Origin of the sequence: Phreatobacter oligotrophus (genome assembly GCF_003046185.1) — a bacterium.
In the GTDB taxonomy this organism is placed as follows: domain Bacteria; phylum Pseudomonadota; class Alphaproteobacteria; order Rhizobiales; family Phreatobacteraceae; genus Phreatobacter; species Phreatobacter oligotrophus.
This window is the reverse complement of the sequence record NZ_PZZL01000001.1, coordinates 760,738-776,505: the sequence shown is the minus strand read 5'-3', so window position 1 is coordinate 776,505 and position 15,768 is coordinate 760,738. Positions and strand designations below refer to the sequence as shown.

General features: G+C 69.3%; 15 protein-coding genes. 7 read left to right on the top strand and 8 right to left on the bottom strand.

Going from position 1 to position 15,768, the window contains the following annotated elements:
* Positions 1–122 precede the first annotated feature (122 nt).
* The 4 genes from C8P69_RS03890 to C8P69_RS03875 all read left to right on the top strand — a co-directional run bounded on the left by C8P69_RS03890 (position 123) and on the right by C8P69_RS03875 (position 4,653).
* Positions 123–950: a polysaccharide deacetylase family protein gene (locus C8P69_RS03890; RefSeq protein WP_170118108.1), complete on the top strand. Its 828-nt coding sequence runs from the start codon at positions 123–125 to the stop codon at positions 948–950.
* Positions 951–1,070: 120 nt separating this feature from the next.
* On the top strand, positions 1,071–2,561 hold the full coding sequence (locus C8P69_RS03885; protein ID WP_108174525.1) for a GumC family protein: 1,491 nt from the start codon (positions 1,071–1,073) through the stop codon (positions 2,559–2,561).
* Positions 2,562–2,575: 14 nt separating this feature from the next.
* Positions 2,576–3,394 (top strand): WecB/TagA/CpsF family glycosyltransferase, encoded by an 819-nt coding sequence (locus C8P69_RS03880; protein ID WP_245901843.1) that lies wholly within the window; start codon positions 2,576–2,578, stop codon positions 3,392–3,394.
* Positions 3,395–3,462: 68 nt separating this feature from the next.
* Complete coding sequence (locus tag C8P69_RS03875; RefSeq protein WP_108174524.1) at positions 3,463–4,653, top strand: hypothetical protein; 1,191 nt, start codon at positions 3,463–3,465, stop codon at positions 4,651–4,653.
* Between the two features lie 54 nt (positions 4,654–4,707).
* On the opposite strand, the gene C8P69_RS03870 is transcribed toward C8P69_RS03875, so the two are convergent.
* Together C8P69_RS03870 and C8P69_RS03865 are read right to left on the bottom strand one after the other, a co-directional pair.
* A complete protein-coding gene (locus tag C8P69_RS03870; RefSeq protein WP_108174523.1) occupies positions 4,708–6,132 on the bottom strand; it encodes a lipopolysaccharide biosynthesis protein in 1,425 nt (474 codons plus the stop codon).
* A complete protein-coding gene (locus C8P69_RS03865) occupies positions 6,132–7,226 on the bottom strand; it encodes an endo-1,4-beta-xylanase (RefSeq protein WP_211353795.1) in 1,095 nt (364 codons plus the stop codon). Before C8P69_RS03865 ends, C8P69_RS03870 begins: the two co-directional genes overlap by 1 nt.
* A 186-nt stretch (positions 7,227–7,412) precedes the next feature.
* Here C8P69_RS03865 and C8P69_RS03860 point away from each other — a divergent pair, with 186 nt between their 5' ends.
* Complete coding sequence (locus tag C8P69_RS03860; protein WP_108174522.1) at positions 7,413–8,387, top strand: quinone oxidoreductase family protein; 975 nt, start codon at positions 7,413–7,415, stop codon at positions 8,385–8,387.
* A gap of 72 nt (positions 8,388–8,459) precedes the next feature.
* Here C8P69_RS03860 and C8P69_RS03855 read toward each other — a convergent pair whose 3' ends face one another.
* The 3 genes from C8P69_RS03855 to C8P69_RS03845 form a co-directional block, all read right to left on the bottom strand.
* Positions 8,460–9,866 carry a TMEM43 family protein gene (locus C8P69_RS03855; protein WP_108174521.1) on the bottom strand — a complete coding sequence of 469 codons (1,407 nt, stop codon included), beginning with the start codon at positions 9,864–9,866 and terminating at the stop codon, positions 8,460–8,462.
* A 101-nt stretch (positions 9,867–9,967) separates the two neighbouring features.
* The gene (locus tag C8P69_RS03850) at positions 9,968–10,696 is read right to left on the bottom strand and encodes a response regulator (protein ID WP_108174520.1); all 729 of its coding nucleotides are present in this window, start codon (positions 10,694–10,696) and stop codon (positions 9,968–9,970) included.
* The gene (locus tag C8P69_RS03845) at positions 10,696–11,289 is read right to left on the bottom strand and encodes a MarR family winged helix-turn-helix transcriptional regulator (protein WP_108174519.1); all 594 of its coding nucleotides are present in this window, start codon (positions 11,287–11,289) and stop codon (positions 10,696–10,698) included. Before C8P69_RS03845 ends, C8P69_RS03850 begins: the two co-directional genes overlap by 1 nt.
* Before the next feature lie 190 nt (positions 11,290–11,479).
* On the opposite strand from C8P69_RS03845, the gene C8P69_RS03840 reads away from it, so the two are divergent.
* Together C8P69_RS03840 and C8P69_RS03835 are read left to right on the top strand one after the other, a co-directional pair.
* A complete protein-coding gene (locus tag C8P69_RS03840) occupies positions 11,480–12,367 on the top strand; it encodes a branched-chain amino acid aminotransferase (RefSeq protein WP_108174518.1) in 888 nt (295 codons plus the stop codon).
* A gap of 193 nt (positions 12,368–12,560) precedes the next feature.
* Entirely contained in the window at positions 12,561–13,595 is a 1,035-nt protein-coding gene (locus C8P69_RS03835; protein ID WP_108174517.1) for an amino acid ABC transporter substrate-binding protein, read from the top strand.
* A 15-nt stretch (positions 13,596–13,610) separates the two neighbouring features.
* Here C8P69_RS03835 and C8P69_RS03830 read toward each other — a convergent pair whose 3' ends face one another.
* The 3 genes from C8P69_RS03830 to proC form a co-directional block, all read right to left on the bottom strand.
* Positions 13,611–13,970, bottom strand: coding sequence for a tRNA-binding protein (locus tag C8P69_RS03830; protein ID WP_108174516.1), 360 nt, complete (start codon positions 13,968–13,970; stop codon positions 13,611–13,613).
* Positions 13,971–14,058: 88 nt separating this feature from the next.
* Positions 14,059–14,811: a TetR/AcrR family transcriptional regulator gene (locus tag C8P69_RS03825; protein WP_108174515.1), complete on the bottom strand. Its 753-nt coding sequence runs from the start codon at positions 14,809–14,811 to the stop codon at positions 14,059–14,061.
* Between the two features lie 43 nt (positions 14,812–14,854).
* Positions 14,855–15,706 carry a pyrroline-5-carboxylate reductase gene (proC, locus tag C8P69_RS03820; RefSeq protein WP_108174514.1) on the bottom strand — a complete coding sequence of 284 codons (852 nt, stop codon included), beginning with the start codon at positions 15,704–15,706 and terminating at the stop codon, positions 14,855–14,857.
* Positions 15,707–15,768: the final 62 nt, after the last annotated feature.

The following is a 15,768-nucleotide window of genomic DNA, read 5'->3' as shown; positions in this document are numbered from 1 at the left end:
ATCCCCGCGACCGCGAGGCTGGCGCATCCATTGCTGATGTTATCGCGGTGGGCCGGTAACGTACCGTAAACTGTGCGAAAACAGGTCAACGCGTTCGACGCCCGCGGGCGAGGGATTGAATTGTGACGCAAACTGAAACGACGACGCCGGTCCGAACAGCCACGCAGACAGCGCCCATCGGCCCCGACGACGCCACCGCGGCCCGCGACGGCGGCCTTCTCGCGCGCGTCAGTCATGCGGTGGGCCGACGCATCGCCTTCCGCACCGGCGACGTCCGGCCGGCGAGACCCATCCTCTCCATCACCTTCGATGACTTCCCGCGCTCGGCCAGCGTCGAGGGGAGCCGCATCCTCGAGGCCCACGGGGTCCGTGGCACCTTCTATGTCGCCTCCGGCCTGTTCGACCGTCACAGCGACCTTTGGACCGTGGCGGGCGCCGATGCGGTCGTCGACCTCTCCTCGCGCGGGCACGAGATGGCGCTGCATGGCCACGCCCATCGCCCGGCCGCGGCGATGACGGCGGGCGCCTTCGCCGCCGATCTGGCCGCCAATCGGGCGGCCCTGCGCCGGCTCGTCCCGGGCCGTTCCAACGAATCCTACGCCTACCCCTATGGAATCTGCGGCCTGCCGCAAAAGCGCTGGCTGTCGCAAACGGTGAGGGCCAGCCGCTCGGTCATGGCCGGCATCAATTTGGGACGCACCGATCTCGATTTCCTGAAGTCGGTGGAGATCAGCGAGCGGTCGCTGGCCGCTGTCCCGATGGAGGCCTGGCTCGACCGCCTGGTGCGGGACGGCGGCTGGCTCGTGCTCTTCACCCACGACGTCTGCGACAACCCGACCCCCTACGGGACGACGGCGCGGATCCTCGAGGCGGCGGTCGCCGGCGCGCTCGACCGCGACATCGCCATCATGCCGGTGGCAGAGGCCCTCGACGCGTGTGGCATCGCTTGAAATTGGCACAGAACGGGATGGTCCCGTCCTTGCGCAGCAGGAGAACGACAGAGTTCACGTGTTCCGATCCGGGACGGGCGCCATTGCTCCCTCCCGGAGGATCCAGGAGACAACATCGCCATGTATGACGACGGTCGTCCGGATAAGCCCGCCCCCGCTCCCGCTGCTGCCGCCCCGCGGCCGACGGCCGCCCCTGCCGGCCTGATCGGCGAGGTGATGCGCTACTGGCTCGCCATCGTGGTGCTCGCCATCATCGGCGGCATCCTCGCCTATGGTGCCTCGCGCATCATGACGCCGCGCTTCGTCTCGACGGCGCAGATCTTCGTCGATCCCCGCGGTCTGCAGGTCTTCGACAACGAGCTGACCCCCCGCCAGCAGGATTCCAACACCGCCATCAATTTCGTCGAGAGCCAGGCGCGCATCGTCACCTCGCAGAGCGTGCTCTCGCGGGTGATCGACAGCGAGCGGCTGACCGAGGATCCCGAGTTCAACGGCCAGGGCGGCGCGTCCTGGGCCGTCGGCCTGCTCAAGTCCATCGGCATGGGCCGCACGGCTGAGGAAAGCCTCGAGCAGCGCGAGCGCCTGGCGCTCAATGCGCTCTATGACCGCGTCATCGTCCGCCGGCCCGAGCGCACCTTCGTCATCGAGGTGACGGTCCGCGCCGCCGATCCTGACAAGGCCGCGCGCCTCGCCAATGCGGTCGCCCACGCCTATATCGACAGCCAGACCGCGGCCCGGGCGGATGCGGCCCGTCGCGCAACGCAGTCGCTGACCAACCGTCTCGATGAACTGCGCAGCCGGGTCCGCAATGCCGAGGAGCGGGTGGAGGACTTCCGCCGCCGCAACGGCCTGTTCGGCACCCGCACGCAGCTCGTGTCGGAGCAGCAGCTAACCGAAGCCAATACCCAGCTCGCCCAGGCCCAGGCCCGCGTCTCCGAGGCCCAGGCCCGCCAGGAGCAGATCCAGGCCTCGCTGCGTGTCGCCAGCCAGGCCGGCGCGCTGCCCGAAGCCGTTCTCTCGCCGACGATCGCCGCCCTGCGTGGCCAGCAGGCCGAGGCGCGCCGCCGCCTCGCCGATGTCCAGACCGAGTTCGGTCCGCGCCATCCGGTCGTCCGCAACGCCCAGGCGCAGGTCTCCGATCTCGAGCGCGCCATCATGGAGGAACTGGGCCGTATCGCGCAGGCCGCGCGCGCCGATCTCGATCGCGCCCGCTCGGCCGAGGCCGCCCAGCGCCGCCTTGTCGATGACCTGTCGCGCCAGACCTCGGATGCCGGCCAGGCCTTCGTCCAGCTGCGCGAATTACAGCGCGAGGTCGACGTGAACCGGAACCTGCTCCAGGCCTTCCTCGCCCGCTCCCGCGAGACGAGCGAGCTGGAGCGCGTCGACACCAACAATGCCCGCATCATCACGGTCGCCCAGCCGCCGCGGGATCGCGTCTTCCCGCCGCGCGGCGTGGTCATGGCCCTGGCCGGCCTGGTGCTCGGCGGCGGTCTCGGCGTCGGCCTTGCCCTCCTCGCGGCCCTGCTGCGCGGCGGTTCGGGCCCGGCGCCCACCCGTCGCCGTGCGGCCGAGCCGGTGACGCGGGCCCCGCTGGCCAGGCTCGTCCAGTGAGGGTGGAGATGGCGATGACCGGTCCCACGACGATGGCTCCGCCGGCGATCGGGCTCGGCGAGGCCTTCGATGAGGCCTTCGCCGCCATCCCGACCGTCACGGTCGGCGGCCTGCCCATCGCCGTCCTCGATCGAGCGGCGACGGCCGACTGGATGATCCGCGCCGCGTGCGAGAGGCGGCGCGGCCGCAGGCCGCTCTACCTCACCTCGGCCAATGGCGAGGTGATCGCCCGCGCCTCGTCCGATGCGGAGCTCGCCGGCCTCATCGGCATGGCCGACCAGATCGTCGCCGACGGACAGCCGCTCGTGCTTGCCTCCCGCTATCGCTGCCACACGGCCCTGCCCGAGCGCGTCGCCACCACCGACCTGTTCCATGACGTCGCCCGCCGGGCGGAGGAGACGGGCACCACCTTCTACATGCTCGGCGCCACGGCCGATGAGGTCGAGAAGGCCGTCGCCAATGTCCGGGCCGCCTATCCGCGCCTGCGGCTGGTCGGCCATTGCCACGGCTTCCTGAAAGGCGAGGCCCTGGACGCCAAGATCGCGGAGATCGACGCCCTGGCGCCCGACATCCTCTGGCTCGCCATGGGCGTGCCGCATGAGCAGCGCTTCGTCGCCCGCTTCGGCGACCGCCTGTCCCAGGTCGGGATGATCAAGACCTCCGGCGGCCTGTTCAATTTCCTCTCCGGCACCAACCGCCGGGCGCCGGACTGGATGCAGCGGGCCTCGCTCGAATGGGCCTTCCGCATCTGGCTGGAGCCGCGCCGCCTGTTCTGGCGCTATGCCGTCACCAACCCGAAGGCCATCTGGCTGATGGCGACGCGGTCATCATGAGCGATGCGGCGTCTTTGACACCGGCGCGCCCGCTGTTCCAAGGTCCGGCGACCAGGGGGGACCGATCCGTGATCCGTCATGCCGCGCGCGTCGAGGTGCTGCGTCCGGTGGCGACCTCGCTGACGGCCTTCAGCGCCGCGCGGCGCGAACCGCCGCGCCCGGTCGAGGCGCGCGAGCCGGACTATCTCGACAAATTCGACGCCGAGACGCTGTTCTACGACGCATTCATGGGATCGCGCGGCCGTATCGTGCTGCTCGGCCCGCCCTTCCTGAACCTCAAGCCGGCGCTCGAACAGGCCCGCATCACCGCCCTGCCCTCCGGACTGGACTGCCCGTTCGAGATCCGCGAGCTGGACCGCCATGGCCAGGTCCATGTGACGGCTCCCGACGGCACGGACCGTCTTGTCCTCAACGCGTCCTTCGGCACGGTGGAGATTGCGATCCAGCCGAGCGAGGTGGACATCTTCGCCGGTCGCCGCGTGATGTTCACCCAGTCCCGCAACAACGACATCGCCTGGATCCTCGACTGGGTGCGTTTCTCCCGGGACGTCCATGGCGCCGACGCGGTGCTGATCTACGACAACGGCTCGACGCGCTACTCGCCGGACGACCTCGCGGCAGCCCTCCCCGGGCTCGACGGCATCGCCGCCGTGCGGGTGGTGGACTGGCCCTACAAGTTCGGCCCGCAGGGGTGGGACGCGACGCGCTGGTGGGATTCCGATTTCGGCCAGCATGGCGTCTGGGAGCACGGCCGTCGTCGCTTCCTCGAGGCGGCGGCGGGCGTCCAGTGCTCCGATGTCGACGAATTCATCCTGCCCATGGGCGGCCGCAGCCTCTTCGCGGCGGCCGAGGCCTCGCGCACCGGCGTGCTCCGCTACACCGGACGATGGGTCATCGGCCTCGACGGCGAGGAGCCGCCGCCGGCCCGTCCCGGGCGCCGGCACAAGGACTACACGGTGACGCGGCGCGAGCGCCCCGTCCGCAAGTTCGGTGTCCTGACCGTCGATGGCGATCGCTGCCCGCCGAAATGGACCCTGGTCCCGCACCGCATTCCCGATGGCCAACAGTGGAAGATCCATTCCATCGGCGGCCATCTCGCCTCGCGCCTGATGACGCGGGAGTTCAGCTACCGGCATTTCCGCGAGATCAGCGACAGCTGGAAATATGAGCGGATGGGCCGCGAGGCCTTCGATGCGGCCCGGCACGAGACCGATGCCGAGCTCGCCCGGCACGTGGCCGCCGTGCGCTGGGACGCCTGACGTCCTGTCGATCGACTGAAAACCCGTGTCGGCGCGCCGCCGTGGCGCCCAGGGTCAGCCCTGGGCCGCCGGGCGCCACCTCTGCATGAGCGCGGTGCGGATGCCGGCGATGTCGAGCGCGAAGGTGGCGAGCCCATAGGCCACGATGCCGACGATCACCGTCAACGCGAAGGTGAGGATCCCCCCGTCCGGCAGCGCCCGGTCGAGCAGTGCCGTCGGCGCCGCCATGACCGCCACGGCCGCGACCACCCGCACCACCGGCCGCCAGGCAAGCGGCAGCGGATGGGCCTTCTGCGACAGCATGTAGCCGGCGACGACGCCCGCTGCCTCGGCGATGACCAGTGACCAGGCGGCACCGATGAGCCCGAAGCGCGGCACCAGCAGCGCCATGGCGATGACATTGACCACCAGGATCGCCGTGCCATGGGCGACCATGAGCGAGGGCTTCTTGGCGAGGTGGAAGCTGACCTGGACGAATTGCTGCGAGATGGTCTGGAACAGCCAGGCGAAGACGAGGATCGGGATCAGCGTCGCCGCGGTGTCGCGGAAGTCGGGGCCGAGGATCAGGGCGGCGAAATGCGGGGCGACGATGGCGAGGCCGACGACGGCCGGCAAGACCACCGCGAGGAGGAGTTCGCCGCTGCGGGTGAGATGGGCATCAGCCGCCTCGACGCCGTCCTCGGCGAGCGAGCGGATGGCGAGGGGGACGATGGCGGAGGCAACGGACAGCGCCGGGAAGAGGATGATCTGGCGCACGAGATCGGCCGCGGCGCCATAGACGCCGGCGGCGGCATCGCCGAGCAGATAGGCGACCAGCAGCCGGTCGAGGGCGGAATGGAAGGCGAAGACGCCGCCCGACATGGCCATGGGGATGCCGAAGCCGAGCATGGTGCGGAAGGTCACGCGGTCGAAGGGCTTGCGCGGCCCCTGCCAGACCCAGGGGGAAAACAGGGCGGCGGCGATGAGATAGCCCCCCGCAACGCCGGCGACGAGGCCGAAGCCGCCCCAGCCGAGCTGGACGAGCCCATAGGAAATGCCGAGCGCCGAGAAGGCGCGGACGACGGTCGCCCGCATGTAGGAGGTGGAGTCGAGCCGGGCGCGGAGGATCTCCTGGCCGAGTTCGAACAGGCCGAGGGCCGCCGCGAGCAGGATCGCGGCCAGCGCCTTGTCGAGCGGCACGTGGGCTAGCCAGACGGTGGCGACAAGAGCCGCCGGCAGGGTCAGGACCGAGACGAGATAGGCGGCAAGCGCGGTGAGGCGGATGTCGGTCGCCTCCCCTTCCGATTCAAAGCGCAGGACCGACAGGCGCACCCAGGTGAAGAGCAGGGCCGAGATGATACCCGCGACCGAGAGGGCGACGACATAGATGCCGTATTCGGCCGGCGACAGCAGCCGGGTGAAGAGGATCACCGACAGGAAGCCCAGGATGGCGGAGGTGCCATGGGCGACCATGTAGGTGGAGGTCTGGCGGATCAGCATCAGCGGCGGTCCCGCAGGAAATGCTCGATCACCCGCAGCATGGGCTTCGGCCGATAGTCGCGGTCGAGGGGCAAGGGCCGGTTCTCCAGGCCATCGGCCCGTTTGAAATAGAGCGGAACCCAGGTGTAGCGGTCGGTGATGCCCCAGGTGAGGATGGAGTCGATCGGCGAGCCCGCGCGCACCGCGTCGAGGAAGTCATAGACGCGCGAGGCGGCGAGAATGTCGCGCACCTCCGGCGGGCCGGGCAGCTTCTCGTCGACGACATCGAGCTCCGTGACGAGGACCTGGAGACCCATGGTCTGGCATTCCGCAATGAAGGCCGACAGCCCTTCCTTGTCGATGGGGATCTCGGCGCGCAGGTGCCCCTGCAGCCCGACGGCATGGAGCGGCACGTTGCGCAGCTTGAGGTCGCGCAGCAGGCGCAGGAAGGCCTCGCGCTTGCGGCGGAAGCGGGGTCCGACGAATTCGATGTCGTATTCGTTGATGACGAGCTGGGCCTGCGGGTCGACCCGCGCGGCGGTGCGCAGGGCAAGCGCGATGTGGCTCTCGCCGAGGCGCTGCTGCCAGATCGACGGGCGGATGTCGGAGCGGCTCGCCGGCTCGTCGGGAATGGCCTCGTTGACCACGTCCCAGCTCTTGATGCGCCCGCGATAGCGGCCCATCACCTGCTCGATGTGGCCGACCATCTCGCGCTCGGCCTCGGCGGCCGAGGAGATGGACTTGGTCCAGTCGGGCATGGCGCCGTACCAGACGAGCGTATGGCCACGCAGCGTCATGCCATTGGCGGTGGCGAAGGCGAGCTGGCGGTCGGGGCGGTCGTAGACGAAGCGCTCTCGGCTCGGGCGCAGGTCGTACCATTTGAGACCGCCCTCGCCGACGATCTGGCTGCAATGGCGGATGATGGCGTCGCGGTAGTCCGCCTCTTTCTCCAGCGGATCGTCGCGCACCGCGGCACCGAGGGGCAGACGCGTCCGCGCTGCGGGCTGGGCTGCGGCCTCGCCGGCCATCAGCGTCCCGAAGGGGGACGACGCCGCCAAGGCAAAGCCGGTGGTGGCGCGCAACGCGGACAGGATCGTTTCGCGACGGGACAGCATGGGGTGCTCCTCAGCCCCTTCTACGCAAGACCCGTTCCCATCGCATGAAGGCCAGGGCGTGGCGGCGCGTCGCAAGGCGCCCACCCTTCGCCGGCAACAAGGCCATCGACGGCAGCGGCGGCCAGCATTACAACGGAATCATCGGGTTAGGGGCCGGTCACGGCCGGACAGGGCAAGAGGCACGACATGGTGAAGGCGATCCGCATCCACAAACCCGGAGGGCCGGATGCGATGGTCTATGAGGACGTCCAGCTGAAGCCGCCGGGACCGGGCGAGGCCTATGTGCGTCACACCGCGATCGGCGTGAACTTCATCGACGTCTATTTCCGCAGTGGCCTCTACAAGCTCCCGGCCCTTCCCCATGGCATCGGCATGGAGGCGGCTGGCATCGTCGAGGCCGTCGGGCCGGGCGTGACCGAAGTCGCCTTCGGCGATCGCGTCGCCTATGCGGGCGGGCCTCCCGGCTCCTATGCGGAGAAGCGGCTCATTCCGGCCGCCCAGCTCGTCAAGATCCCCAAGGCCATCGACGACAAGACGGCGGCGGCGATCATGCTGCAGGGCATGACGGCGCGCTATCTCCTGAAGGAGACCCATCCGGTCAAGAAGGGCGACACGATCCTCGTCCATGCGGCGGCCGGCGGCATGGGCCTGTGGCTCTGCCAGTGGGCCAAGGCGCTCGGCTGCACCGTCATCGGCACCACCTCCAGCGAGGAGAAGGCGGCGCTCGCCAAGAAGAACGGCTGCAAGTTCCCGATCATCTACACGCAGGAGGATTTCGTCGCGAAGGTGATGGAGATCACCGGCGGCAAGGGCGTGCAGGTGGTCTATGACGGCGTCGGCAAGGACACCTTCGCCAAGTCGCTGGAATGCCTCGCCGTGCGCGGCCATCTCGTGCTGTTCGGCACGGCCTCCGGCGCGCCGGACCCATTCCCGCCGACGGCACTGGCGGCGAAATCCGCCTCGCTGACCCGCCCGGGCCTCTACCACTACATCGCCACCCGCAAGGAGCTCCTCGCCAATGCGAAGGACGTCTTCGCCGTGGTGGCGGACGGCACGGTGAAGATCCAGAAGCCGCAGGAATACATGCTCAAGGACGCCGCCAGGGCCCACAAGGACCTCGCCGGCCGCAAGACCACGGGCTCCATCATCCTGCTGCCCTGACGGATCGCCTCCATCGCAAAAGCAAAACGCCCGGCCTCGCGACCGGGCGTTTGTTGTTTCAGGGGGCCGGCATCACTGCTGGCCAGGCCTCAGGCCCTGCGGCACGTTGAGGAAGCCGGAGGGCTGCTGGGGCGCGGGCTGACCCCAGCCCTGGGGCGCCGGCGCCTGCTGCTGCTGCCAGCCCTGCGGCGCGGCAGCCTGCGGCGGCCATGCCTGCTGGCCACCGAGACCGGTCGGCGCCGGAGCCACGGCCGGGCGCGGGGCGGCGGCCCGCCGGCGCTCGCCGAGGAGCTTGAGGCCATAGGCGCCGGCAAGGCCCGCAACGATCAGCACGATGGAGAGGACCGGCCGGTGCCAGAACCAGGCGATGGCGAAGGTCGGCAGGGCGACCACCAGGGTCAGCGCGAGGGCGACAATGCCGGCGCCGGCGGCCATGGCGGAGCCAAGCAGCGGGATGACATCGGCGAGCACCACGAAGGGCCGCAGGATCAGGTTGAAGCCGATCCACATGACCAGAAGCGCCACGGCCCGCAGGATCCAGGTGAGGATGTTGTTGGCCTCATGGGCGTGCTTGTAGAGCTCCTGCGCGCTCTTCGCCCCCATCTCGCCGAGGAAGACCTCGCGGCCATTGGAGGCCTGGTAGGGACCGAAGCCCTGGCCCACCTGGCGGGCGACGACCGTGGCCGCGCCCTCCGGCAGGAGGGTGTAGGTGATGCGGATGTCGCCGATCACCGGGCTGGCGGCGTCATAGCCGACATAGACCCCGCCGTCGTTCAGCCGCGCCTGCGCGCCGAGGCGGCGCTGGAAGGCGGTGAGCTGGGCGTCGGTCACCTCGAGCTTCTGCTCCGAACCAGAGCCGAACAGGCCGATGACCCGGCTCTCGGCGCGGAAAGCGCCCAGGGTCGCATTCGGCGCGGTCTGGCTGCGACCGGTGACCGGCATGGCCGGGTTCTCGTGGCCATCGCGGCGGCGGAAGCGGCTCGAATCGATCGGACGGTCCGACCAGACGCGGGAATATTCGTAAGTTGTGGTGCGGGTCTGCGATCCGCCGGCATTGCTGCGCGTCTCGGTCCGCTGCTCCTCCTTCCACTGGTACATCTCGACCTTGCGGACGAGGCGCACGGCGGTGGACGAAATGCCGAAATCGGCATCGGCAAGCGTTCCGTTCGACCGGAGGTCGCCGCTCACATGGACGAGCTTGCCCTCGTTGGCGGGATCGACGCGGGTGGCGGGCACGGTGACGGTGACGCCGGCGCCCTCATTCAGCGCGCGGGTGGTGCCGATGGCGCGGCCCTCGTTCCAGAAGATGCCCCAGACCGTCGCCGCAACAAGCGCGAGGCCGATCAGAATGCCGGTGATCGACTGCCACAGGCGCTCGAGAAAGCCGACCTGTTCAGTCGTGCTGTCGCCGTCGGCGGTGGTCTCGGTGCTGGTGTCCGCCGGTCCGGCGTTCCAGCCGCCATTGTCGTCCATGGACATGGAATCCCCCCTGAAATGGTTCGGCGCCAAAGGGTCACGCCCGTGTTTCAGTGGCTCGGCTCGCCGGGACGAACTCTGTTTCGCACCCGGCGTGCCCCCAATCAGGGCGTGGCAATGAGACGGTAGCCGATGCCGCGCACGGTCTGCAGATGCAGCGGATTGGCTGGGTCGATCTCTATCTTGCGTCTCAGGCGGTTCACCTGCACGTCGACCGTCCGCTCGTTGATGTCGCCGCCAGGCGCGGCGAGATCGTAGCGCGGCACGGTCTCGCCGGGCTTCACCGCGAGGATGCGCAACATCTCCTTCTCGCGATCGGTGAGGCGGATGACCTCTTCGCCCTTCTTCAGTTCGAGACGGCCGATGTGGAAGTGGAAGTCGCCGAAGCGCACGGCCTCGACGACCGGCTGCGGCGCCGGCATGGCGCGGCGCAGGATGCCGCCGATGCGCAGCAGGAGCTCGCGCGGCTCGAAGGGCTTGGGCAGGTAGTCATCGGCGCCGAGCTCGAGCCCGGTGAGGCGGTCGGAGAGGTCGGAGCGCGCCGTCAGCATGAGGATCGGCAAGTCCGCCATCGGACCCGCGCTGCCGGCGCGGATCGCCTTGGCGAGGTCGAAGCCGGTCTCGCCCGGCATCATCACGTCGAGGATGACGAGGTCGAAGGTGAAGCCGTCGAGCCGTCTGCGGGCGGCCTTGGCATGCTCGGCCGTGGTGACGCGATAGCCGTTATTGGTGAGGTAGCGCGCCAGCGTCTGGCGGATCACCCGGTCGTCGTCGACGATGAGCAGATGCGGCGCATCGTCGGCGGGCGGCTTTGCGGGGGCGGAGGTCGGCATCACCGCTCCTTCGAGCGCGCCAGCGCGCGGTCGGCCTGGGTGATCATCCGCGTCACATCCTCGCGGCTCTCGGGGTCGATCATCGCATAGAGGAAGCGCACCGCCTGGTCCCGCGTCGTGCCGGACTGGGCGATGGCGCGGGCGAAGCGCTCGGTCTGCAGCCGGGCGAGTTCCAGCGCCAGCACCCTGCCCTTCTCGGTGACCGCCAGGAGGCGCTGGCGGCGGTCCACCTGCCCTTCCTTCTGCTGGATGAAGCCCTGCTCGATCAGCTCCTTCAGCACACGCGCCAGCGACTGCTTGGTGATTTTGAGGATGTCGAGGAGGTCGGCCACCCGGATCTCCGGATGGCGGTAGACGAAGTGCAGCACGCGATGGTGCGCCCGGCCGAACTGGTAGCGCTCCAGCACGTGGTCGGGATCGCCGACGAAATCGCGATAGGCGAAGAACATCAGTTCGATGAGCTCGTAGGCGGGGTCGCGCGCGCCGCCGTCTGCCGCACCGCCCTGGGCCGCGCCCTGCCCCGATCCCTGCGCCGATCCCGACGCGCCCGTTCCGGACCGGCCCCGGGCCGGCGAGACATTTATGTCAGCCATGTTGACATATTCGATGCCGATTGTTACTCATCCGCTCGCATTCACGAAACGATCGTACCCAAAGGCTGCTCACCCATCGGGAATCGTCGCGCAGCGCCGCTTCTCGCATGACAAGGTTAGCCGGACCCGGCCCGCTTCGCAAAAGCCGCGAACGGACCCCCGAGACGCCCGGAGAGTACAGGAGGAAGACATGTCCCTCGTCCCGTTCCACGACCGCGACGGCTACATCTGGATGGACGGCAAGCTCATCCCCTGGCGCAGCGCCCAGGTTCACGTTCTCACCCATGGCCTGCACTATGCCTCCGCCGTGTTCGAGGGCGAGCGCGCCTATGGCGGCGTGATCTACAAGTGCACCGAGCATTCGGCGCGCCTGAGGAAGTCGGCCGAGCTGCTCGACTTCGAGATCCCCTTCTCGGTCGAGGAGATCGACGCGGCGAAGATGGCGACGCTGAAGGCCAACGGCCAGACCGACGCCTATGTGCGCCCGATCGCCTGGCGCGGCTCGGAGATGATGGGCGTCTCGGCCCAGCACAACACCATCCACCTCGCCATCGCCACCTGGGAATGGCCGAGCTATTTCGACCCGGCGACCAAGATGAAGGGCATCCGCCTCGACATCGCCGATTTCCGCCGTCCCGATCCCGCCACGGCGCCGTCCACGTCGAAGGCCGCCGGCCTCTACATGATCTGCACGATCTCCAAGCATCGGGCGGAGAAGAAGGGCTATGCGGACGCGCTGATGTTCGACTGGCAGGGCCGCGTCGCCGAGTGCACCGGCGCCAACGTCTTCTTCATCAAGGACGGCCAGGTCCACACGCCGATCGCAGACTGCTTCCTCGATGGCATCACCCGCCGCACGGTCATCGACCTGTGCAAGAAGCGCGGTTTCGAGGTGATCGAGCGCCGGATCATGCCGGAGGAGCTCTCAAGCTTCAACGAGTGCTTCATCACCGGCACCGCCGCCGAGGTGACGCCGGTCTCCGAGATCGGCCCCTATCGCTACACGCCCGGCAACATGTCCAAGACCATCCTGGACGACTACACCGCCGAAGTGACGCCGAAGGCCGCCGCGGCCTGACATCGTCCGCTGCCGATGATCGAGAAAGGCCGGGCTCTGCCCGGCCTTTGTCGTTTGTGCCCGACGCGGATCGGGGATGCGCCCGATCTGTCGCTTTTGTCGCACCCCCTGCTAGGCTGGCTTCCGGAGCGGGGGCCGGACGGATGGCGGCGACCGCCACAACGACAACCATCCAGAGCGGAAAGCAGTACCCATGAAACGGATCGTCTCCTCCCTCGCGCTTGCCGCGGCCCTCGGCATGGGAGCGGCCGCCGGCCCGGCGCTCGCCCAGACCTCGGGCACGACGCTGCGCAACATCCAGAGCGCCGGCGCGGTGAAATGCGGCGTCAGCCCGAGCCTTGCCGGTTTCTCGCAGCCGGACAGCGCCGGCACCTGGACCGGCCTCGACGTGGACCTGTGCCGCGCCCTCGCGGCGGCGATCTTCAACGACCCGAACAAGGTCCGCTATTCGCCGCTCTCGGCCAAGGACCGCTTCACCGCGCTCCAGTCCGGCGAGGTCGACGTGCTGTCACGCGTCACCACCTGGACGCTGCAGCGCGACACGGCGCTCGGCCTCAATTTCGCAGGCATCAACTACTATGACGGCCAGGGCTTCATGGTCCGCAAGTCGCTGAACGTGAAAACGGCTCGCGAACTCTCCGGCGCCTCGGTCTGCGTGCAGACGGGCACCACGACCGAGCTCAACGTGGCCGACTATTTCCGCACCAACAGCATGCGCTACGAGCCGGTGGTGTTCAACACGGCCGACGAGACCCTGAAGGCCTATGAATCCGGCCGCTGCGACGTGTTCACGACGGATGCCTCGGGCGTCTATTCGCAGCGCCTGAGCCTTGCCAAGCCGGATGACCATATGGTCCTGCCGGACATCATCTCCAAGGAGCCGCTGGGCCCGGTGGTCCGCCATGGCGACGACCAGTGGTTCGACATCGTGAAGTGGACCCACTTCGCCATGGTCACCGCCGAGGAGCTGAACATCACCCGCGGCAATCTCGACCAGATGCTGCAGTCGACCAATCCCGAGATTCGCCGCGTGCTCGGCACCGAGGGCAATTTCGGCGAGGCGCTCGGCCTCAGCCGCGATTGGGTCGTGCGCATCATGCGCCATGTCGGCAATTACGGCGAAAGCTTCGACCGCAATCTCGGCGCCGGCTCGCGGCTCGGCATTGCCCGCGGCCTCAACGCGCTGTGGAACAAGGGCGGCCTGCAATACGCCCCGCCGATCCGCTGATGACGGGCGCGGGCGTCAGAACAGGCGCCCGCCCTCCGGCACGGCGTGACCGGGACCGATGAGAACGACCTCGCCCTCGGCGTCCGGGACGCCGAGGGTCAGGACCTCCGACATGAACTTGCCGATCTGCCGCGGCGGGAAATTCACCACCGCAAGCACCTGCCGGCCGATGAGCGCCTCCGGCTGGTAGTGGCGGGTGATTTGCGCCGAGGACTTCTTCCGGCCGATCGGCTCGCCGAAATCGATGACCAGCTTGATCGCCGGCTTGCGCGCCTCGGGAAAGGGCTGCGCCTCGACGATGCGGCCGACGCGCACGTCGACCTTCATGAAATCATCGAAGCTGATGGGATCGCTGGGCGGACCGGCAGGCAGCATGGTGGCTCCGTGGGATGAACAGTCACCCCACGGCTAGGGCGCGGGGCGCGCTGCGGTCAAGCCGGGCGCGCGCCAGGCGGCTCCGCCCTCAGACCGGCGTGACGCGCGGATCGCGGAAATCGTCGCCCCGCCAGCCCGGACCGTCCTCGCCCGGACGGCGCGGGTCGTCCCATCCGTCCTTGCGGCGACGCCGCCCGAAGGACAGCGGCGCGCAAAGCAGGCTCTTCAGCGGGCGCGTCAGCTGCTCCACCGACTTGAGCTTGCGGGCCGCACGTCCCGCCTTGGCGAGCTGCTCGTCGAGCACCCGCATAGTGCGGGCCAGCGCCGGATCCTCGTCGTCGAGCCAGGCCTGCACCACCTTGGCGAAGGCGACGGCAAGGCCCTGCGCGCGGATCATGCCGCCCGCGCCGTTCACGTCGACGCCGGCGGCAGCGAGCATCCAGCGCTGCGACTGCACCGCAAGGCCGTTCAGGGCGAGGGCCAGCCCCGGATCGCGCATCGCCGCCTTGGAGAGCGCGCGAATGGCGGCCTTCTGGGGGCTGAGCAGGTCGAGCCGCCGCATCAGCACGTCGAAGAGCCGCTCCTTGGTGTCCTGGTCGGCGAGGTCGGCATCGATGCCGTCGAGGACGGCGCGGTCGATGCCGGCGACGTAGGCCTCGAGGATCGCCATGCGCGAGCCGAAATGGGCGCGGATCGTGCCGAGGCCCTGGCCGGAGCGTTCGGCGATGTCGGCCAGCGAGGCCTGATCCCAGCCGCGTTCACCGACGAGGTCCATGAAGGCGGTGATGATGGCATCGCGCGGCGTGGCGGCGGAGGCATCGGACGGGTTGACGTCGGTCATGGCGGTCTCCTGGTGTCCTGCCCCTGAAGATAGGACGCCGCGCTCAGCCCGCCAGTTCCCGCGAGCGTTTCGCCGCAGCAGCGATGGCCTCCATGAAGGCCACGTCGATGCCCTGCTGGCCCATCAGCACCTGGAGGGCGGCATGGGTGGTGCCGTTCGGCGAGGTGACATTCTGGCGCAGGGTGGCCGGCTCGATGTCGGGCGAGCGATACATCAGCTCTCCGGCACCCTCGACGGTGGCGCGGGCAAGGCGCGCGGCAAGGTCCGACGGCAGGCCGGCCGCGGCGCCGGCGCGGGCGAGCGTCTCGGCGAGGAAGAAGACATAGGCGGGGCCGGAACCGGAGACCGCCGTGACGATGTCGATCCAGTCCTCGCGCGCCAGCCACTCGACGCGCCCGACGGCGGCGAGCAGGCGCTCGACGGCCGAGCGCTGCGCGGCGTTCACATGGGCGTTGGCGGCAGCCCCGGTGATGCCGCGGCCGACGGCGGCCGGCGTGTTGGGGATGGTGCGGACGACGGCGGTGGTCGCGCCGAAGACCTGCTCCAGCCGGGCGATGGTCTTGCCGGCCATGACGGAGACGACGACCGTCTGCGGCCCGACGACATGGCGCACCAGCGGCATGACCTCGTCGGCGATCTGCGGCTTCACCGCGACGATGAGCACATCAGCGATGGCCGGCGAGACGGGATCGAGGGCAATGCCGTGGGCGTCGATGACCGCCTGGATGTTGGCCGGCGGGCGCGGGTCGATGATGGTGACGCGCGAGGGCGCCAGACCATGGAAGAGCCAGCCGCGCAGCAGGGCGCCGCCCATCTGGCCAGCGCCGACGAGGACGACGTGGCCGGTGAAATCGGCAAGGTTGGCAGTGGACGGCGTGGCGGGTGCAGCGGACATGACGACCTCGGACGTGGCGGCCTCGGGGACTGGGCGCCCACCGATAGCCGCGCGCTCCGCGC

Bases quoted from the DNA above. Each gene is read 5' to 3' on its own strand.
- C8P69_RS03885 (WP_108174525.1), top strand. From the start codon at position 1,071: ATGTATGACGACGGTCGTCCGGATAAGCCCGCCCCCGCTCCCGCTGCT.
- C8P69_RS03880 (WP_245901843.1), top strand. From the start codon at position 2,576: ATGACCGGTCCCACGACGATGGCTCCGCCGGCGATCGGGCTCGGCGAG.
- C8P69_RS03870 (WP_108174523.1), bottom strand. From the start codon at position 6,132: ATGCTGATCCGCCAGACCTCCACCTACATGGTCGCCCATGGCACCTCC.
- C8P69_RS03865 (WP_211353795.1), bottom strand. From the start codon at position 7,226: ATGCTGTCCCGTCGCGAAACGATCCTGTCCGCGTTGCGCGCCACCACC.
- C8P69_RS03860 (WP_108174522.1), top strand. From the start codon at position 7,413: ATGGTGAAGGCGATCCGCATCCACAAACCCGGAGGGCCGGATGCGATG.
- C8P69_RS03855 (WP_108174521.1), bottom strand. From the start codon at position 9,866: ATGTCCATGGACGACAATGGCGGCTGGAACGCCGGACCGGCGGACACC.
- C8P69_RS03850 (WP_108174520.1), bottom strand. From the start codon at position 10,696: ATGCCGACCTCCGCCCCCGCAAAGCCGCCCGCCGACGATGCGCCGCAT.
- C8P69_RS03845 (WP_108174519.1), bottom strand. From the start codon at position 11,289: ATGGCTGACATAAATGTCTCGCCGGCCCGGGGCCGGTCCGGAACGGGC.
- C8P69_RS03840 (WP_108174518.1), top strand. From the start codon at position 11,480: ATGTCCCTCGTCCCGTTCCACGACCGCGACGGCTACATCTGGATGGAC.
- C8P69_RS03835 (WP_108174517.1), top strand. From the start codon at position 12,561: ATGAAACGGATCGTCTCCTCCCTCGCGCTTGCCGCGGCCCTCGGCATG.
- C8P69_RS03830 (WP_108174516.1), bottom strand. From the start codon at position 13,970: ATGCTGCCTGCCGGTCCGCCCAGCGATCCCATCAGCTTCGATGATTTC.
- C8P69_RS03825 (WP_108174515.1), bottom strand. From the start codon at position 14,811: ATGACCGACGTCAACCCGTCCGATGCCTCCGCCGCCACGCCGCGCGAT.
- proC (WP_108174514.1), bottom strand. From the start codon at position 15,706: ATGTCCGCTGCACCCGCCACGCCGTCCACTGCCAACCTTGCCGATTTC.